Source organism: Spongiactinospora rosea, from assembly GCF_003315795.1.
In the GTDB taxonomy this organism is placed as follows: Bacteria; Actinomycetota; Actinomycetes; order Streptosporangiales; family Streptosporangiaceae; genus Spongiactinospora; species Spongiactinospora rosea.
The window spans coordinates 55,742-70,316 of sequence record NZ_QMEY01000028.1 but is presented as its reverse complement, the minus strand read 5'-3'; the positions used below and the strand labels follow the sequence as shown (position 1 = coordinate 70,316).

The 14,575-nt window shown below is 71.4% G+C and carries 14 protein-coding genes; 2 read left to right on the top strand and 12 right to left on the bottom strand.

Going from position 1 to position 14,575, the window contains the following annotated elements; all coding sequences use genetic code 11:
• The 4 genes from DP939_RS38520 to DP939_RS38505 all read right to left on the bottom strand — a co-directional run bounded on the left by DP939_RS38520 (position 1) and on the right by DP939_RS38505 (position 4,450).
• Positions 1-1,416 carry an MFS transporter gene (locus tag DP939_RS38520; RefSeq protein WP_113985779.1) on the bottom strand — a complete coding sequence of 472 codons (1,416 nt, stop codon included), beginning with the start codon at positions 1,414-1,416 and terminating at the stop codon, positions 1-3.
• Entirely contained in the window at positions 1,413-2,351 is a 939-nt protein-coding gene (locus DP939_RS38515) for a zinc metalloprotease (protein WP_225878743.1), read from the bottom strand. The genes DP939_RS38520 and DP939_RS38515 overlap by 4 nt, the downstream gene beginning before the upstream one ends.
• A gap of 229 nt (positions 2,352-2,580) precedes the next feature.
• A complete protein-coding gene (locus DP939_RS38510; protein WP_225878742.1) occupies positions 2,581-2,829 on the bottom strand; it encodes a DUF3039 domain-containing protein in 249 nt (82 codons plus the stop codon).
• Positions 2,830-2,863: 34 nt separating this feature from the next.
• On the bottom strand, positions 2,864-4,450 hold the full coding sequence (locus tag DP939_RS38505) for a DHA2 family efflux MFS transporter permease subunit (RefSeq protein WP_113985777.1): 1,587 nt from the start codon (positions 4,448-4,450) through the stop codon (positions 2,864-2,866).
• Positions 4,451-4,609: 159 nt separating this feature from the next.
• Here DP939_RS38505 and DP939_RS38500 point away from each other — a divergent pair, with 159 nt between their 5' ends.
• Entirely contained in the window at positions 4,610-5,248 is a 639-nt protein-coding gene (locus DP939_RS38500) for a TetR/AcrR family transcriptional regulator (protein WP_113985776.1), read from the top strand.
• Positions 5,249-5,255: 7 nt separating this feature from the next.
• Here DP939_RS38500 and DP939_RS38495 read toward each other — a convergent pair whose 3' ends face one another.
• From DP939_RS38495 to DP939_RS38475, 5 genes are all read right to left on the bottom strand, one after another.
• Positions 5,256-5,834 carry a YqgE/AlgH family protein gene (locus DP939_RS38495; RefSeq protein ID WP_111166349.1) on the bottom strand — a complete coding sequence of 193 codons (579 nt, stop codon included), beginning with the start codon at positions 5,832-5,834 and terminating at the stop codon, positions 5,256-5,258.
• 461 nt (positions 5,835-6,295) lie between these two features.
• Positions 6,296-6,817 carry a hypothetical protein gene (locus DP939_RS46500; protein WP_158578930.1) on the bottom strand — a complete coding sequence of 174 codons (522 nt, stop codon included), beginning with the start codon at positions 6,815-6,817 and terminating at the stop codon, positions 6,296-6,298.
• A gap of 79 nt (positions 6,818-6,896) precedes the next feature.
• The gene (locus DP939_RS38485) at positions 6,897-8,306 is read right to left on the bottom strand and encodes an NAD-dependent malic enzyme (RefSeq protein ID WP_113985774.1); all 1,410 of its coding nucleotides are present in this window, start codon (positions 8,304-8,306) and stop codon (positions 6,897-6,899) included.
• A gap of 114 nt (positions 8,307-8,420) precedes the next feature.
• Positions 8,421-9,050 carry a cytidylate kinase-like family protein gene (locus DP939_RS38480; protein WP_113985773.1) on the bottom strand — a complete coding sequence of 210 codons (630 nt, stop codon included), beginning with the start codon at positions 9,048-9,050 and terminating at the stop codon, positions 8,421-8,423.
• A gap of 93 nt (positions 9,051-9,143) precedes the next feature.
• Positions 9,144-10,016, bottom strand: a complete 873-nt coding sequence (locus DP939_RS38475; RefSeq protein ID WP_113985772.1) for an LLM class flavin-dependent oxidoreductase — start codon at positions 10,014-10,016, stop codon at positions 9,144-9,146.
• A 170-nt stretch (positions 10,017-10,186) separates the two neighbouring features.
• Between DP939_RS38475 and DP939_RS38470 the strand changes: the two genes are divergently transcribed.
• A complete protein-coding gene (locus DP939_RS38470; RefSeq protein ID WP_113985771.1) occupies positions 10,187-10,669 on the top strand; it encodes a hypothetical protein in 483 nt (160 codons plus the stop codon).
• Positions 10,670-10,714: 45 nt separating this feature from the next.
• Here the strand turns inward: DP939_RS38470 and DP939_RS38465 are convergent, their stop codons facing one another.
• The 3 genes from DP939_RS38465 to DP939_RS38455 all read right to left on the bottom strand — a co-directional run bounded on the left by DP939_RS38465 (position 10,715) and on the right by DP939_RS38455 (position 14,497).
• Positions 10,715-11,677 carry a tetratricopeptide repeat protein gene (locus DP939_RS38465; RefSeq protein WP_199565689.1) on the bottom strand — a complete coding sequence of 321 codons (963 nt, stop codon included), beginning with the start codon at positions 11,675-11,677 and terminating at the stop codon, positions 10,715-10,717.
• Positions 11,678-11,732: 55 nt separating this feature from the next.
• Positions 11,733-12,638, bottom strand: coding sequence for a helix-turn-helix domain-containing protein (locus tag DP939_RS38460; protein WP_113985770.1), 906 nt, complete (start codon positions 12,636-12,638; stop codon positions 11,733-11,735).
• A 185-nt stretch (positions 12,639-12,823) separates the two neighbouring features.
• Positions 12,824-14,497 carry an acyl-CoA mutase large subunit family protein gene (locus tag DP939_RS38455; protein WP_113985769.1) on the bottom strand — a complete coding sequence of 558 codons (1,674 nt, stop codon included), beginning with the start codon at positions 14,495-14,497 and terminating at the stop codon, positions 12,824-12,826.
• Positions 14,498-14,575: the final 78 nt, after the last annotated feature.

The window sequence follows — 14,575 nt, the reverse complement described above, 5'->3', positions numbered from 1 at the left end:
CTATGTCCGGACCCGGACACGTCCCGCGACGATCGCGGCGAATATCCCGAGTACCGCCATCACCGCGGAGACGGTGACGAACCCGGTCGCGATGTCGTCGTGCCCGACGAAGTTGATCAGCGCGCCGCCGAAGCCGATCGCCAGGGACGCCCCCAGCGTGTCCGTCACCTGCAGGGACGCGGAGTTGGCGCCCTGCTCCGCATCGCTGGACTGGGCCATCGTGGTGACGTTGACGCTGCTGACGCCCATCCCCATGCCGAACCCGGCGACGACCCACGCGGGCACCGCGACCCATCCGGGCACGGCCGGGCTCACCGCGAGCGCGGTCAGCGCGATCCCGGCCGTGACGGCGACCGCGCCGAACATGATCAGCCGCTCACGCCGCACGAAGCCGCGGCTTTGCAGGTACGCCCCCGCGGACCAGCCCAGCGCCCCCGTGGTGAGCGCCACCCCCGCCGCGGCGTCGGAGAAGCCGCGCACCTCCTGGAGCATCAGCGGGATGAAGGAGTTCACGCAGAAGAACGGGCCGGACAGCAGGCCGCGCATGACCACCGTGGTGGGCAGGCCACGGCGCAGCCGCAGCGACCCGGTGGGCAGCAGCCTGGGCAGGCTCAGGCCGAGCAGCACGAGCCCCACGGCGCACGCCGCCAGGCCGATGGGCAGGTGCAGGTGCAGGTCGCCCACGCCGTACAGCAGGACGCCCGCCCCCACGGCCGCGCCGGCCGCGGAGAGGGTCATGACCACCGGGCCGCCCCGACGTACCGGAGCGGCGCCCCCGGCGTCCCCGGGGTCGGCGGCGGCCTTGGGCTCGTCCTTCTTGGCGCGCAGCGCCGGGAGCAGCATCAGCAGCGCGGGGATCACCAGGGGCACGATCCCGAAGAACACCCAGCGCCAGCCGACCGTCCCCGCCACCAGGCCGCCGACGCTCGGCCCGATCAGGGCGGGCACCACCCACGCGCTGGACAGCGCCGCGAAGATCTTCGGCCGGGCGTCCGGACGGTAGACGCGCGCGATCATCACGTAGCACGCGACGATCACCGCTCCCCCGCCGAAGCCCTGCACCGCGCGCGCCGCGATGAACATGCCCTTGTTCGCCGCCGCGCCCGCCATGATCATGCCGGCCACGAAGACGGCCACGCCGAGCAGGAACGGCAGCGCGGGCCCGCGCCGGTCCGACCACTGTCCCGCCATCACGGTCACGAACAGCCCGGCCATCAAGAACGCCGAGAAGCTCCACCCGTACAGGTCGATGGCCTGCAGATCCGTGGAGATCGCGGGCATCGCGGCCCCGATCGACATGCCCTCGAACGCGATCAGGGTGATCGTGAGCAGGATGCCGGAGGTAGCCGTGCGGTACTGGGGGCTGAAGATTCCTTGGGGGGAGTATGGAGCGTCAACTGTGGTCGGTACTGTCACCCGCTAAGGGTAGAACTCCGCCCAACCATGCGGTAAGCCGCCCACGCAGTGCGAATCCGGACAGCCTGCCCCTGAGTGAACTCCGACATGCACCGATCGTGGGCATAGTCCATGAAGTTGTGGAACGGGTCCTTGCCGGACAGCGGGCAGGTGTCCTTGGTGTCCGGGCAGCCCTCGGTGGCGTACGCCTCCGGCGGGGTGTCGGCCACGCCGTCGCCGGGCTCGGCGCAGCCGTTCTCGAACGTGTGCAGCAGGCCGAGCCAGTGACCGATCTCATGGACGGCGGTGAAACCGCGGTTGAAGGTCCGCATCGTGCCGCCCGGCATGCTGCGCCAGTCGATCACCACGCCGTCCAGCACCGGGTTGGTGCGGTACCAGTAGGGATAGGTGCCATAGCCGAGGACGACCTCGTTCAACTCGGCGATGTAGAGGTTCAGGGCGGACGGGCCGCCCCGGCGCAGGGCCTGCTTCATCTCCTGCTCGTGGCCGAGCGGGTCGCGGAACCAGGCGGGATTGGCGGTCGAGGTCATCCCGGCGAGCTTGAACCTCACGCGGGTGTCCGCGCCGCCGAACCGGCCGCCGTACGCGGCGTTCAGCGCGTCGATCTGGTCGCGTACGGACTCCCTGCCGATCCGCCGCCCGCCGTCGATCACATGCACCCACAGCGGCACGTTGATCGCCCCCGTGGGGACGACCCGCAGCCGCCGGGCCCGCGCGTCCAGGTCGGCGACCATCCGCCGGGCCTCCTGCGGCGAGAGCTCGCGCACCCCGGCGCGGGCGACCGGCCCCGGGACGCGCGCCGCGTACGGCGGGCAGTCGCCGCCGTGGGCGTGGACCTCACCCGGCCCCCTCTCCGCGTGGCCGGCCACACCCGATCCTGACGTGCCGAACGCGAACAGGCATACCGCTATCGCGGCGAACGAACGCCGGGCCATGCACTCCCCCGAGTCTCACCCGTGCCGGACCTGGCACGTGCCGGTCAGATCCGCCGCACCGCGGCGCTATCCAGACCGTAACGGCATGACCGCGCACAGTAGGCGAGCAACACTCCCGAGGGGCCCGAGTCATCGGCGAAATGCGGGCGGACGCCCCCGCGTCCGCCCCTGGGCCCGGGGCACGGCTCACGACGGACCGGGACCGCGGCGCTGCGCGATCCCGGCCTCGTCACTCCGACTTCTCGGGCTCGCCCTTGGGCAGGCCCTCGTATATCTCCTTGCACTCCGGGCAGACCGGATATTTCTTCGGGTCACGGCTGGGCACCCACACCTTGCCGCACAGGGCACGGATCGGGGTCCCGGTCACCATGCTTTCGGTGATCTTGTTCCGGTCGGCGTAGTGGGCGAATCGCTCGTGGTCTCCGTCGTGGGAGAGCTCCTGGCGGACATCGCCCTCGGGAAGGATCTTCGTGCTCACCTCAACGAGTCTATGCGCACGAAGGGCCCCCCACTCAGCCGACGTGCACGGAAGGCCCATCGATCTTACGCCCCGCCCGGACGAAGACGACAAGCAGGGCGGCCAGCACGGCCACCGCGGCGCTGACCGTGTAACCGAGGTGCATGCCGTCCAGGAACGACAGGTGCGACGCGGTGGTGATCGCCTGCACCGCCTGGTCGGGCAGGCCCGGGGGCACCGGCGCCTGGCCGTACGCCACGGCGTCCTTCATCAGGTCCACCTGACCGGCGGTCGGGGCGGGCAGCCCCTGCGCGGTGAAGTGGCCGGGGAGCACGTCGGCGACCTTGGCCACGACGATCGCGCCGAGCACCGCCGTGCCGAGCGAGCCGCCGACCTGCATGGCCGACTGCTGCAGGCCGCCGGCCACCCCGCTCAGCTCCACCGGGGCGTTGCCCACGATGATCTCGGTCGCGCCGACCATCACCGGCGACAGCCCGAACGCCAGCAGCGCGAACGGGATCGCGGTGTCCACGAACGCGGCGTCGATGCCGAGGCGGGAGAGCAGGAACATGGAGACCGCCGTGATCAGCATGCCGCCCGCGATCGGGATCTTCGGCCCCAGCCTGCCGATCAGGAACCCGGCCAGCGGGGAGGCGACGATCATGCCCGCGCTCATCGGCAGCATCCGCAGCCCGGCGTCGAGCGGCGTCAGCCCGTGCACGCCCTGGAAGAAGAACGTCAGGAAGAACATCGCGCCGAACATGGAGAAGGCGGTCAGGATCATCAGCACCGTGCCGATGGACACCGAGGCGTTCCTGAACAGGCTCAGCGGCAGCAGCGGCTCGCGCGCCCTGCTCTGCCACCAGGCGAACAGCGCGCCCAGGACGAGGGTCGCCACACCGAAGGCGATGGTCTTGACGTCGCCCCAGCCGTACTCCGGCGCCTTGATGATCGCCCACACCAGCGAGAACATCGCGCCGGACAGCAGGAGCACGCCCGGCCAGTCGATGCGCGACAGCGCCCCGGCCCGGCTCTCCTTGATCACGATCAGCCCGACCACCAGCGCCACCAGGCCGACCGGGACGTTGATGAAGAACACCGACTGCCAGTTGACCTTCTCCACCAGGACGCCGCCGACGATCGGCCCCGCCGCGCTGGAGACGCCGATCGCCGCGCCCCAGATGCCGATCGCCATGTTCAGCCGCTCACCGGGGAAGGCGACCCGCAGCAGGGCGAGGGCGGCGGGCTGGAGCAGCGCGCCGAACAGCCCCTGCAGCACGCGGAAGGCGATCAGCCAGCCGATGCCCTGGGACAGGCCGATGGCGAGCGAGGTCAGCGCGAAGCCCGCGACGCCGGCCATGAACACCCGCTTGTGCCCGAACAGGTCGCCGAGCTTGCCCGCGGTGATCAGGAAGACCGCGAGGGCGAGCAGGTAGCCGCTGGTCACCCACTGGATCTCGGCGAGCGACGCGCCCAGCTCGGTGGCGATCACCGGGTTGGCGATGGCGACGACGGTGCCGTCGAGCATCACCATGATCACGCCGAGCGACACGGCGATCAACGTGAGCCAGGGATGTCCCTGCGCTCGTCTTCCGGTCGGCGAGCCGGACAGTGGGCTGCCCACTGTCTTCGCATGCGCCATCACGAAAAGTCCCCCTTAACTCAGCAGGACACCCCATGCCCTGCTATCCCCTTACTTTGAAGGATTTTTCACCATAGTGACAGTCACTGACAATCGACAAAGACCAGCAAGTGTCACATAGTGATGGATGGCACACTGTGTCATGAAGGTGGCGAAGGGATGACGACCATGGGTCAGATCGGCCTGCGCGAGCGGAAGAAGCTCAAGACCCGCCACGCCCTCATCGACGCGGGACTCGACCTCTTCCTCGCGCAGGGGTACGAGCACACGACGATCGAGCAGATCGCCGCGGCGGTCGAGGTCTCCCCCCGGACCTTCTTCCGCTACTTCGCCGGGAAGGACGACCTGGCCCTCTACCACATGGCCGATCTGGAGATCGCCGTGACGGAGGAGCTGGAGTCGCGCCCGGCCGGGGAGTCGCCGGGGACCGCGCTGATCAACACCTTCCGCGCGGTCACCCGCGGCCTGATCGCCTCGGACCAGGCGGACAAAGAACGCTACATGAAGACCCGCAGGCTGCTCGACGTGACCCCCGCCCTGCTGAGCGCGGCGGTCGGGCGGGCGGCCGGGCTGGAGGGGCGGCTGGCCGGGCTGGTCGCCCGCAGGCAGGGCGTTGAAGGGCCGCCGGATCAGCGGGCGTGCCTGGTGGTGGCCTTCGTCGCGGCCGCCGCGCGGGTCGGCTTCGAGTGCCCGGGCGCGCACGAGGACCTGGGCGCGCTCGTGGCGCGGGTGGACGAGACCCTGACGCTCGCCGAACGGTCCTTCCGCCCGGGCTGGGACACCCCGGACGGTCCCTGACGGGGTGTCAGTTGAGGGTGGGGTCGTCCGGGCAGGTCGCCACGAACGCCAGCTCGCCCGGCTGGCGGCGCAGCACGGCGCGCCAGAGTGATTCGGGGTCGGAGAAGAAGGTGTCGCCCTGCTCGGCGTCCACCACGTACCAGGCGCCCTCGGCGATCTCCGACTCCAACTGGCCCGGGGTCCACCCGGCGTAGCCCGCGAATATCCGCATCTGCGCGATCTCCCCGGCCAGGATCTCGGGGGGCGCGTCCAGATCGACCGTGCCCAGCCTGGACACGGCGGGAATGCCCGCCTGCAGCCGCCGCCACCCCAGCGGCTCCTCCCCGCTCGGCACCGCCGCCAGCGCCAGCGCGCTGTCGGTCTGCACGGGCCCGCCCTGGAACAGCACGGACGGCCCGCTCACCAGCGCGTCCCAGGTGGGCAGCACCTGAGTGACCGAAATGTCACTTGGCCTGTTGAGGACCACCCCGAGAGTGCCGCTGTCCTGATCATGCTCCAGGACCAGCACCACACTACGCCGGAAGTTGGGGTCGTCGAGCCGTGGCGTCGCCACGAGCAGCCCGCCGACGTAGATCGCCTCCGCCATACACACCATCATGGAGGGTGAAGCACAAATCTCGCGCCTCACCCCGATACATTCGAGGAAGTTACTCCTCGGAGCCAGGCGGGCACTCCAGGGAATATCGATCATTCGTACCATTCGGGGGAGCCGGCGATGTCATCACTCCCTGCCCGCACCCGCACGACCTCGGGGGGGCGGTTCCTGGCCTTGGGCGTGGTGGTGGGGGTGGCGGGCGTACTGGGGGCGGGCCAGGCGGCCGCGGCACGGGCCCAGGTCCCGGCCGATCACCATGTGACGGCTTCGCCGGCGGACGCCCCGCCTTGCGGCCGGTGCCGATACGGCGCGGCACCACGACACCCGAGAAGCGTGCTCGCCACAGGGCTCAACGGACGACGGCGCGTGGCCGATGGGGGGCATGCCGTACCAAAGCGCCCCGCCCCCGACATCCCCCCGGCCAACGGCACCCGCCGAACAAAAGCCCCGGATCACCCCAAACAGCCCAGCCATCCGGCTCCGGCGATGGCCCCACTGAGCCGCCCAGAGCCGGGCAGGACGAACAGCGGGCCCCAAAAGCCCGGCCCGGCCACAGTCGGGCGAGCCGCCTCGGCAATCACCCCGCTGACCAAGGACACCAGGCAGCCGGTAGTACTAAGGCACCCCGAGCCGGGTGGGACGAAGGCTCCCAGCGGACCCCAGAAGCCCGGCGCGGCCATGGCCGGGCAAGCCGTCCCGGCGATCACCCCGCCGGCCGGCGACACCAGGCAGCCGATACCGGCCGTGGCCGCACTGAGCCGCCCAGAGCCGGGCAGGACGAACAGCGGGCCTCGGACATCCGGCGCGCCCACGGCCGGGCAGGCCGTTCTGGGGGGCGCTCCGCTGGACAACGGGGTCCGTGCTGAGCCGACCAGGCAGCCGGTGCCGGGGGGGACGAAGGCTCCCGGTGGGCCGGAGAAGCCGCGGGCGGCTGTGGCCGGGCAGGTGGTGCTGGCGGTGGCTCTGCTGGTCATGGGGGGGCTTCTGTGGTGGCTTGGGGCGATCTGGCCCGGGCGTTATCCCGGGCCGTCGCCCTGATCCCCCCAGACTTCGCTACGCCTCGGTGCTGCCGCGGGGGCGGCCTCCGGCGGACTCGCGGACCGCGGCGGCCACCGCCGTGGCGACGTCGGCGTGAAAGACGCTGGGAATGATGTAGTTGGGGCCGAGCTCTTCGTCGGTGACCACATCCGCCAGGGCGCGGGCCGCCGCGAGCAGCATCTCCTGGCTGACGCCGTCCGCCTGGGCGTCCAGCAGGCCGCGGAAGACGCCCGGGAAGGCCAGCACGTTGTTGATCTGGTTGGGGTAGTCGGACCGCCCGGTCGCCACCACCGCCGCGGTCTCGCGGGCGTCGTCCGGGGAGACCTCCGGCTCGGGGTTGGCCAGCGCGAAGACGACCGCGCCCTCGGCCATCGTGGCCACGTCGTCGCCGGTGAGGATGCCCGGGGCCGAGACGCCGATGAAGACGTCGGCGTCCTTCACCGCCCCCCGCAGGTCGCCCGAGTAGCCCTCGGCGTTGGTGTGGTCGGCGATCCAGCGCAGGGAGTCGTCGAGGTCGTCGCGCCCGTGGTGGATCGCGCCGAGGTAGTCGCACACGACCACGTTGCGCGCCCCGGCCGCGAGCAGCAGGCGCAGCACCGCGGTACCGGCCGCGCCCGCGCCCGCCATCGTGATGCGCACCTGCCCGAGGTCCTTCTCCACCACCCGCAGCGCGTTGGTGAGGGCGGCGAGCACGCAGATGGCCGTGCCGTGCTGGTCGTCGTGGAAGACCGGGATGTCCAGCAGCTCGCGCAGCCTGGCCTCGATCTCGAAGCAGCGCGGAGCGGAGATGTCCTCAAGGTTGATGCCGCCGAAGCCGGGCGCGATGAGCTGCACCGCGCGCACGATCTCGTCGGTGTCCTGGGTGTCGAGGCAGATCGGCCAGGCGTCGATCCCGGCGAACCGTTTGAACAGCGCCGACTTGCCCTCCATCACCGGCAGCGCGGCGGCAGGGCCGATGTTGCCCAGCCCGAGGACGGCCGAGCCGTCGGTGACCACCGCCACCGTGTTGCGCTTTATGGTCAGGCGGCGGGCGTCTTCGGGGTTGCGGGCGATGGCCATCGACACCCGCGCGACGCCCGGCGTGTACGCCATGGACAGCTCGTCGCGGTTGCGCAGCGGAACCTTCGAGACCATCTCGATCTTGCCGCCGAGGTGCATCAGGAAGGTGCGGTCGCTGACCTTGTGGATGGCCACGCCCTCCACCGCGTCGAGCTGGTCGACGATGGCCTGGGCGTGGTCGGTGTCGCGGGCTGCGCAGGTGACGTCGATCCGCAGCTTCTCGTGCCCGGCGGTGGTCACGTCGAGGGCGGTGACCACGCCTCCGGCCGACTCGACGGCGTGGGTGAGCTGGCTGACGGCCTTGCCGCCTGCGGGCACCTCCAGCCGGACGGTGATCGAGTAAGAAACACTGGGCACGGTGGCCACGTCATCCGCTCCTTTGTAGTGGCCTCATTTGAGGATTCCATGGTGCCACCTTCCCTGAGCGCCGCGCGTCCGGTTCGCCGCTGAGCAGACCCGGCCACGAGCGGGCCGCGAAGGTCAGCCGATCGCCTCGGCGGCCGAGGCGATCAGCTCCACGCAGGCCGGCACCGGGATGCTGGTGCTGTCCACGACCAGGTGGTACAGGGTCGGCTGACCGGGATCGGCGCGATAGAAGTGGCGGACGTAGGCGGCGCGGGCACGGTCGTTGTCCTCGACGATCCTGCGGGCCTCGCGGTCGCCGAGGTCGAAGAAGGCCGCCGTCTGGCGGATCCGGCGTTCCAGCGGGGCGTCCAGCCGTACGTGGAGCGCTCCCGGGTGGTCGGCGAGCACGATGGCGCCCGCCCGGCCGAGGATCACCCCGCCGCGCGCCCTGGCGGTCGTCCTGATCACCTTCTCGGTGTGCGCGACGAACTCCTCGGGCGGGGTGGGCATCGCGCCCGGCAGGTAGGTGTCCACGCCGCCGAAGGTCACCGTCGGCAGCCGCATCGCGCCGGACAACAGCCTGCCGATGCCGTGCTCGGCCCGGTCGTCGTGGACCAGCGCCTCCTCAAGCGTGCAGCCCAGCTCCTCGGCGACCGTGCCGGGGATCGCGCGGTCCACGAACGGCACGCCGAGCATCTCGGCCACGGCGGGACCGATCACGTTGCCCGCGGTGCCGTACGTGGCGGAGATGGTCACGACCCGCACACCCGTTGCTTACCCGTTCCAGGTCACGGTTATAGGGTGTAACCAGAAAAGTTTCCAGGTAGGCGGTCATCCGTTGGGCCGCACGTCACCCGATCACGCGACCAGGGGGCGTACCTCCCCGGCCACGAAGCGCACGAAGCCCTCCACATCGGGCTCGTCGGCGGTGGGCTGGAGGATCACGGTGTCGGCCCCGGCGTCGGCGATCCGTCGTACGGCCTCGGCGACCGCCCCCGCGTCGCCCGCCACCCCCGCTTCGGTCTTGCCCGCGTCGCCGGAGGCCGCCAGCTCGGCCTCGATCCGCGCGTCGGCGCCGGGTCCGGTCGCGGCGTTGAAGTAGGCCACGACCTCGTGGGGGCCGGTACGGCCCGCCTCGGTCCTGCCCTCCTCGATCAGCTCGCGGGCCCGCCGTACCTCGTCGGGCGTCCGGCCGGCGGTGAGGATCGTGCCGTCCGCGGCAGCGCCCGCCAGGCGCAGCGTGCGCGGGCCGGTCGCGCCGACGTAGACCGCGGCTCCCTCCTTCGGCGGCCAGTCCAGGGCGACGCCGTCGAGCCGCACGTAGCGGCCCTGCGTGGTGACCCGTTCGCCGCGCAGCAGGGCCCGCATCGCCGACAGGTGCTCGGTCAGCAGCGTCATGGGCGACTCGGCCCGCGCGCCGACCTGCGCCATCCAGTCCTGTACGCCGTGACCGACCGCCAGCTTCGCCCGGCCGGGGAACAGCCGGTGCAGGGTCGCGGTCTCCATCGAGGTCAGCGCGGCGTTGCGGAAGGGCACCGGCAGCAGGCCGACGCCGACCCGCAACCGCTCCGTCCAGGCCAGCGCCGCCGCCATGGCCGCGATCCCGCTCTCCAGGAAGCAGTCCTCCCACAGCCACAGCTCCTCCAGCCCGGCCGCGTCGGCCGCGCGAGCCACGTCGCGGAGCCTTTCGGGAGGGAGCTGGGGACGGAACACGACACCGAGCGCAGTCATGGGGTCATTCCTATCGCGCCCGTCGCGGCATGGACAAACTCCCCGGAACGGCGCGCCGGGGGTACGGCTGGCCGTACCTGCGACCGGGGTGCGCGCCACGATGTGCCCGGCCGCCCGGAGGAGAAGACTCGGCGCGGTAGGAACCGGCAACACCTCGGAAGGTGCCCCCGATGCGCACGATGCTCGCGACCCCCTCGCCCCAGGCCGCCCCCGCCCTCCCCAGGAACATCGCGACCGCCGCCGCGCTGTGGCTGGCGGCGGTCGGCGCGGGTGTCCTGGAGTCGGCCATCACGATGGCCGCCCTGCTCGCCGACGGCTCGGCCACGCTCGCGGGCCTGGCCCCCCAGATCGGCCTGCGGCTCCTCGTCTACGGCGCGGCCACCTTCGTGGCGCTGCGGTTGTACCGGGGCAAGCCGTGGGCCCGCGTGGCGCTGGCCGTGGGACTCGGGGTGTTCGGCACCGTCTCGCTGGTCATCGAGCCGATCGGCTGGCTGCTTTCCGGAGGGTCGGTCGCCGAGGCGGTGGCGGGCGCGAGCGTGCTCTCGGTCGTCCTGGCGGCCATCAGGTTCCTGCACCTGATGGCCGTGCTGACGGCCCTGCCGCTGATGTTCACCCCGACCGCGAACGCCTACTTCCGCGCCCGGCACGGCTGAGCCGTGCCGGCGGGCCGGACCAGAACGGGCCCGGCCCCCACCGCGTCAGAACAGCGCGCTGGCGAGCGACCGGCGGGCCTTGGTCAGGGCCGGGTCGCCGTTGGGCAGGGTCTCGAACAGGCCCAGCAGATGCCGCCGGACCTGGTCGCGCTCGTCGCCCGCGGTCTGCCGGATCGTGCGGACGAGCCGGTCGAAGGCGGCGTCCACCGCGCCCGACAGCATCTCCAGGTCGGCTGCCTGGCACTGGGCCTCGATGTCCTTGGGGTCGGCGGCGCGCCGCTGCACGTCGGCCGGGTCAAGGCCCTCAGAGCGCTGGATCAGGGTGACCCCGGCCAGGCCCATCGAGGCGTCCTCGTTGCTCGGCGAGTGGGCCAGCAGCCGCTGGTAGGCGGCCTTGGCCGCGTCGAGGTCGCCCTTCTCGATGGCCTCCTCGGCGGCGATCAGCTCGGGGGCGACCTGCGGGCCGCGGCCCGGCTGCTCCTGGCCCTCCTGTGGCGGCTGCTCGCCGCCCTGGGGCAGGTGCGGGGCCAGGGCCTCCATGAGCTGGTCGAGAAACTGGCGCACCTGCGGCTCGGGCAGGGCCCCCTGGAAGCCGGTGACCGCCTGCCCCTGGAAGATCGCGAGCACCGTGGGGATGCTCTGGACCCGCAGGGCCTGACTGATCTGGGGATTGGCGTCGACGTCGACCTTGGCCAGCACCCACTTGCCGGCCGCCTCGGCGGCCAGCTTCTCCAGGATGGGGCTGAGCTGCTTGCAGGGCTGGCACCAGGTCGCCCAAAGGTCGAGGATGACCGGAACGCGCATTGAGCGCTCGATCACCTCGGCGGAGAAGGTCTCGTCGGTGATGTCGATGACAGTGGCGGCGCCGCCCGCTCCCGGCGCGCCGCCGCCCGCGTTGTCCTGCGCCGCGGCCTGACGACGGGCCTGCGCTTCCAATGCCTGCTTGCGCGCACCGAGATCCACCGCGCCGTACAGCGATCCGGGTCGATTGAAGTCCGCTGGGCTCATACATCCAATCCTGCCCCATGCCCGCGCATGCCCGTACGAGGCGGGGCGGGGCTGGTCAGATCTCGAACAGCTCCAGGAGATCATCGCCTCTGCGGGTGCGCGAGACCCACACCTCGCGCCCCTTGCGCTCGCGGTCGATGAGCCCGGCGGAGGCGAGCCGTTCGCAGTGGTAGGTGATGGCGCTGGGCACCGTGCCGGCCTGCTCGGCGAGCCTGCTCATGGTCGTCGGCGTGTGCAGTACGGCCAGCAGCCCGGCCCGCATCTCGCCGAGCACCGCGGACAGCTCGTCCGCCGACCGCTCGTTGCCGGCCTGCCGCCACACCGTCTCGGCGCCGGGCAGCGGATAGCCGATCCACACCAGCTCGGGGTGCTCGTAGTTGACCACGACCGAGTCGCGGCCCGCCAGGGTCGGCACGAGGACCAGCCGCCGGCCGCCCAGCTCGTACCTGCCGGGTTCGAGGTCGCTGACCCGCAGTGTGCCGTCGCTGTAGACGATCCGCTCACTGAGCGAACCGAGCAGTACGTCGTGCGCGCCCCGCACGACCGCCGCGCCGACCCGTTCCACCTCGCGATCGATGGCGGGCCTGGCCCGCCGCCACAGCGGCTCGACGACCGACCACACCTCGTCCACGGCCTTGGCGTATCCGTGCAGCCAGCGCCGCGGCTGATCGGCCGCGCGCCGCCAGTGCCTGGGCACGGGCTCCGCGCCGAAGGTCCGCCCCAGGTCCTCCTGAAGGTCGCCGGGCGTGGCGTCGCGCAGCCAGGCGACGTGCCGCGCCACGGGGACCTCCCCGAGCGGCGTGAGCGGGACGATGCTGTCCGGGGCGACCGAGTGGCCGGGCGCGCCGATCGGCAGCGCCGCCTCCCAGCCTTCCGGACTGACCGCCTCCTGAACCATTTTGCGCCAGCGGTCAGGCAGGCCCCTGCGCCGGCCCGAAATGGCGTCGGCCAGAATCGCCAACGCCGTGACCTGCGGTGATACGGCGACAGTCACATGGGGTGTGGAATCGATGCGTAGCTCGCTCCACACCCCGTTCTGTGTTCGCGGCACACTTCCCCCGGTGTTCTTACCGCCCTGAATCCCCTTTGATGACGTTAAGGGCTCACCGTATTACCTCTCGAACATTTCTTGAAGTCTGGAAGTACCTAGAACCTTGCAGGTTCGGTGTAGGTGCCCCACTCCGCCCGGAGGGCGTCGCAGATCTCGCCGAGGGTGGCCTCCGCGCGGACCGCGTCGAGCATCGGGGGGATCATGTTGCCGCCGCCGCGGGCCGCGGCGACCAGGCCGGCCATGGCGGTGTCGAGCGCGGCCTGGTCGCGCCCGGCGCGGCGTTCGGCGAGCACGCGGTTCTGTTCCCGCTCGACCTCGTGGCTGACCCGCAGGATCGGCAGCGGCTCCTCCACCGAGGCGGTGTGGCAGTTGACGCCGACGATCTTCTTCTCGCCCTTCTCCAGCTTGCGCTGGTAGTCGAAGGCGGACTCGGCGATCTCGGACATGAACCAGCCGTCCTCGATGCCGCGCAGGATGCCGGAGGTCATCGTGCCGTCGGTGCCCATCTCGCGGATCCGCTTGAAGATCGCCTCCGCCTCGGCCTCCATCCGGTCGGTCAGCGCCTCGACGTACCAGGACCCGCCGAGGGGGTCGGCCACGTTGGCGACCTCGGTCTCCTCCATGATCACCTGCTGGGTGCGCAGTGCGATCTCCGCGGCCTTCTCCGAGGGCAGCGCGAGCACCTCGTCCAGGGCGTTGGTGTGCAGCGAGTTGGTGCCGCCGAGCACCGCGGCCAGGGCCTCGACGGCGGTGCGGACGATGTTGTTGTCGGGCTGCTGCGCGGTCAGCGACACCCCGGCGGTCTGGGTGTGGAAGCGCAGCCACTGGGCCTTCTCGGTACGCGCGCCGTAGGTGTCGCGCATCCAGCGCGCCCAGATCCGCCGCGCGGCCCGGAACTTCGCGATCTCCTCGAAGAAGTCGATGTGCGCGTCGAAGAAGAACGACAGGCCGGGGCCGAAGACGTCCACGTCGAGCCCGCGCGACAGCCCCAGCTCCACGTACCCGAAGCCGTCGGCCAGCGTGAAGGCCAGCTCCTGGGCGGCGGTCGCGCCCGCCTCGCGGATGTGGTACCCGGACACCGACAGCGGCTTGTACGCCGGGATCTCCGCGACACAGAACTCCATCAGGTCGCCGATGAGCCGCAGGTGCGGCTCGGGCGCGAACAGCCACTCCTTCTGGGCGATGTACTCCTTGAAGATGTCGGTCTGAAGCGTGCCGTTGAGCCGCCCGATCGGCACGCCCTGGCGCTCGGCCGCGACCAGGTACATGCAGAAGATCGGCACGGCGGGGCCGCTGATCGTCATGGACGTGGTCACGTCGCCCAGCGGGATGCCGTCGAACAGGACGTCCATGTCCATCGCGGAGTCGACGGCGACGCCGCAGTGGCCGACCTCGCCGAGCGAGCGCGCGTCGTCGGAGTCGCGGCCCATCAGGGTCGGCATGTCGAAGGCGACCGACAGCCCGCCGCCGCCCGCGCCGAGGATCATCTTGTACCGCTCGTTGGTCTGCCGCGCGTTGCCGAACCCGGCGAACTGCCGGATCGTCCACGGCTTGCCCCGGTACCCGGTGGGGTGCAGGCCACGGGTGTAGGGGTACTCGCCCGGCCAGCCGATCCGCTCCATGCGCGGGTCGGCGGTGCCCTCGGGCGGCCCATAGACGGGATCGACCTCCAGGCCGGAGAGGGTGCGGAACTCCGCGTCACGCTTGCGCGCCTGGTCGAAACGCTCCTGCCAGCGCCTGCGGCCTTCGGCTGTCTGCTCTGCGTCCATGTCGCTGCCTCCATGTTCCGGTACAGCAGTGCGCCTCGCCCAGCGGTCGCCCGGCGATCGACGGGGTAAATACTAGGA

What these genes read in the sequence shown, in the direction of transcription:
- DP939_RS38470 (WP_113985771.1), top strand. Translation starts at nt 10,187, where the DNA reads ATGCGCACGATGCTCGCGACCCCCTCGCCCCAGGCCGCCCCCGCCCTC.
- DP939_RS38505 (WP_113985777.1), bottom strand. Translation starts at nt 4,450, where the DNA reads ATGGCGCATGCGAAGACAGTGGGCAGCCCACTGTCCGGCTCGCCGACC.
- DP939_RS38475 (WP_113985772.1), bottom strand. Translation starts at nt 10,016, where the DNA reads ATGACTGCGCTCGGTGTCGTGTTCCGTCCCCAGCTCCCTCCCGAAAGG.
- DP939_RS46500 (WP_158578930.1), bottom strand. Translation starts at nt 6,817, where the DNA reads ATGACCAGCAGAGCCACCGCCAGCACCACCTGCCCGGCCACAGCCGCC.
- DP939_RS38495 (WP_111166349.1), bottom strand. Translation starts at nt 5,834, where the DNA reads ATGGCGGAGGCGATCTACGTCGGCGGGCTGCTCGTGGCGACGCCACGG.
- DP939_RS38465 (WP_199565689.1), bottom strand. Translation starts at nt 11,677, where the DNA reads ATGAGCCCAGCGGACTTCAATCGACCCGGATCGCTGTACGGCGCGGTG.
- DP939_RS38455 (WP_113985769.1), bottom strand. Translation starts at nt 14,497, where the DNA reads ATGGACGCAGAGCAGACAGCCGAAGGCCGCAGGCGCTGGCAGGAGCGT.
- DP939_RS38515 (WP_225878743.1), bottom strand. Translation starts at nt 2,351, where the DNA reads ATGGCCCGGCGTTCGTTCGCCGCGATAGCGGTATGCCTGTTCGCGTTC.
- DP939_RS38500 (WP_113985776.1), top strand. Translation starts at nt 4,610, where the DNA reads ATGACGACCATGGGTCAGATCGGCCTGCGCGAGCGGAAGAAGCTCAAG.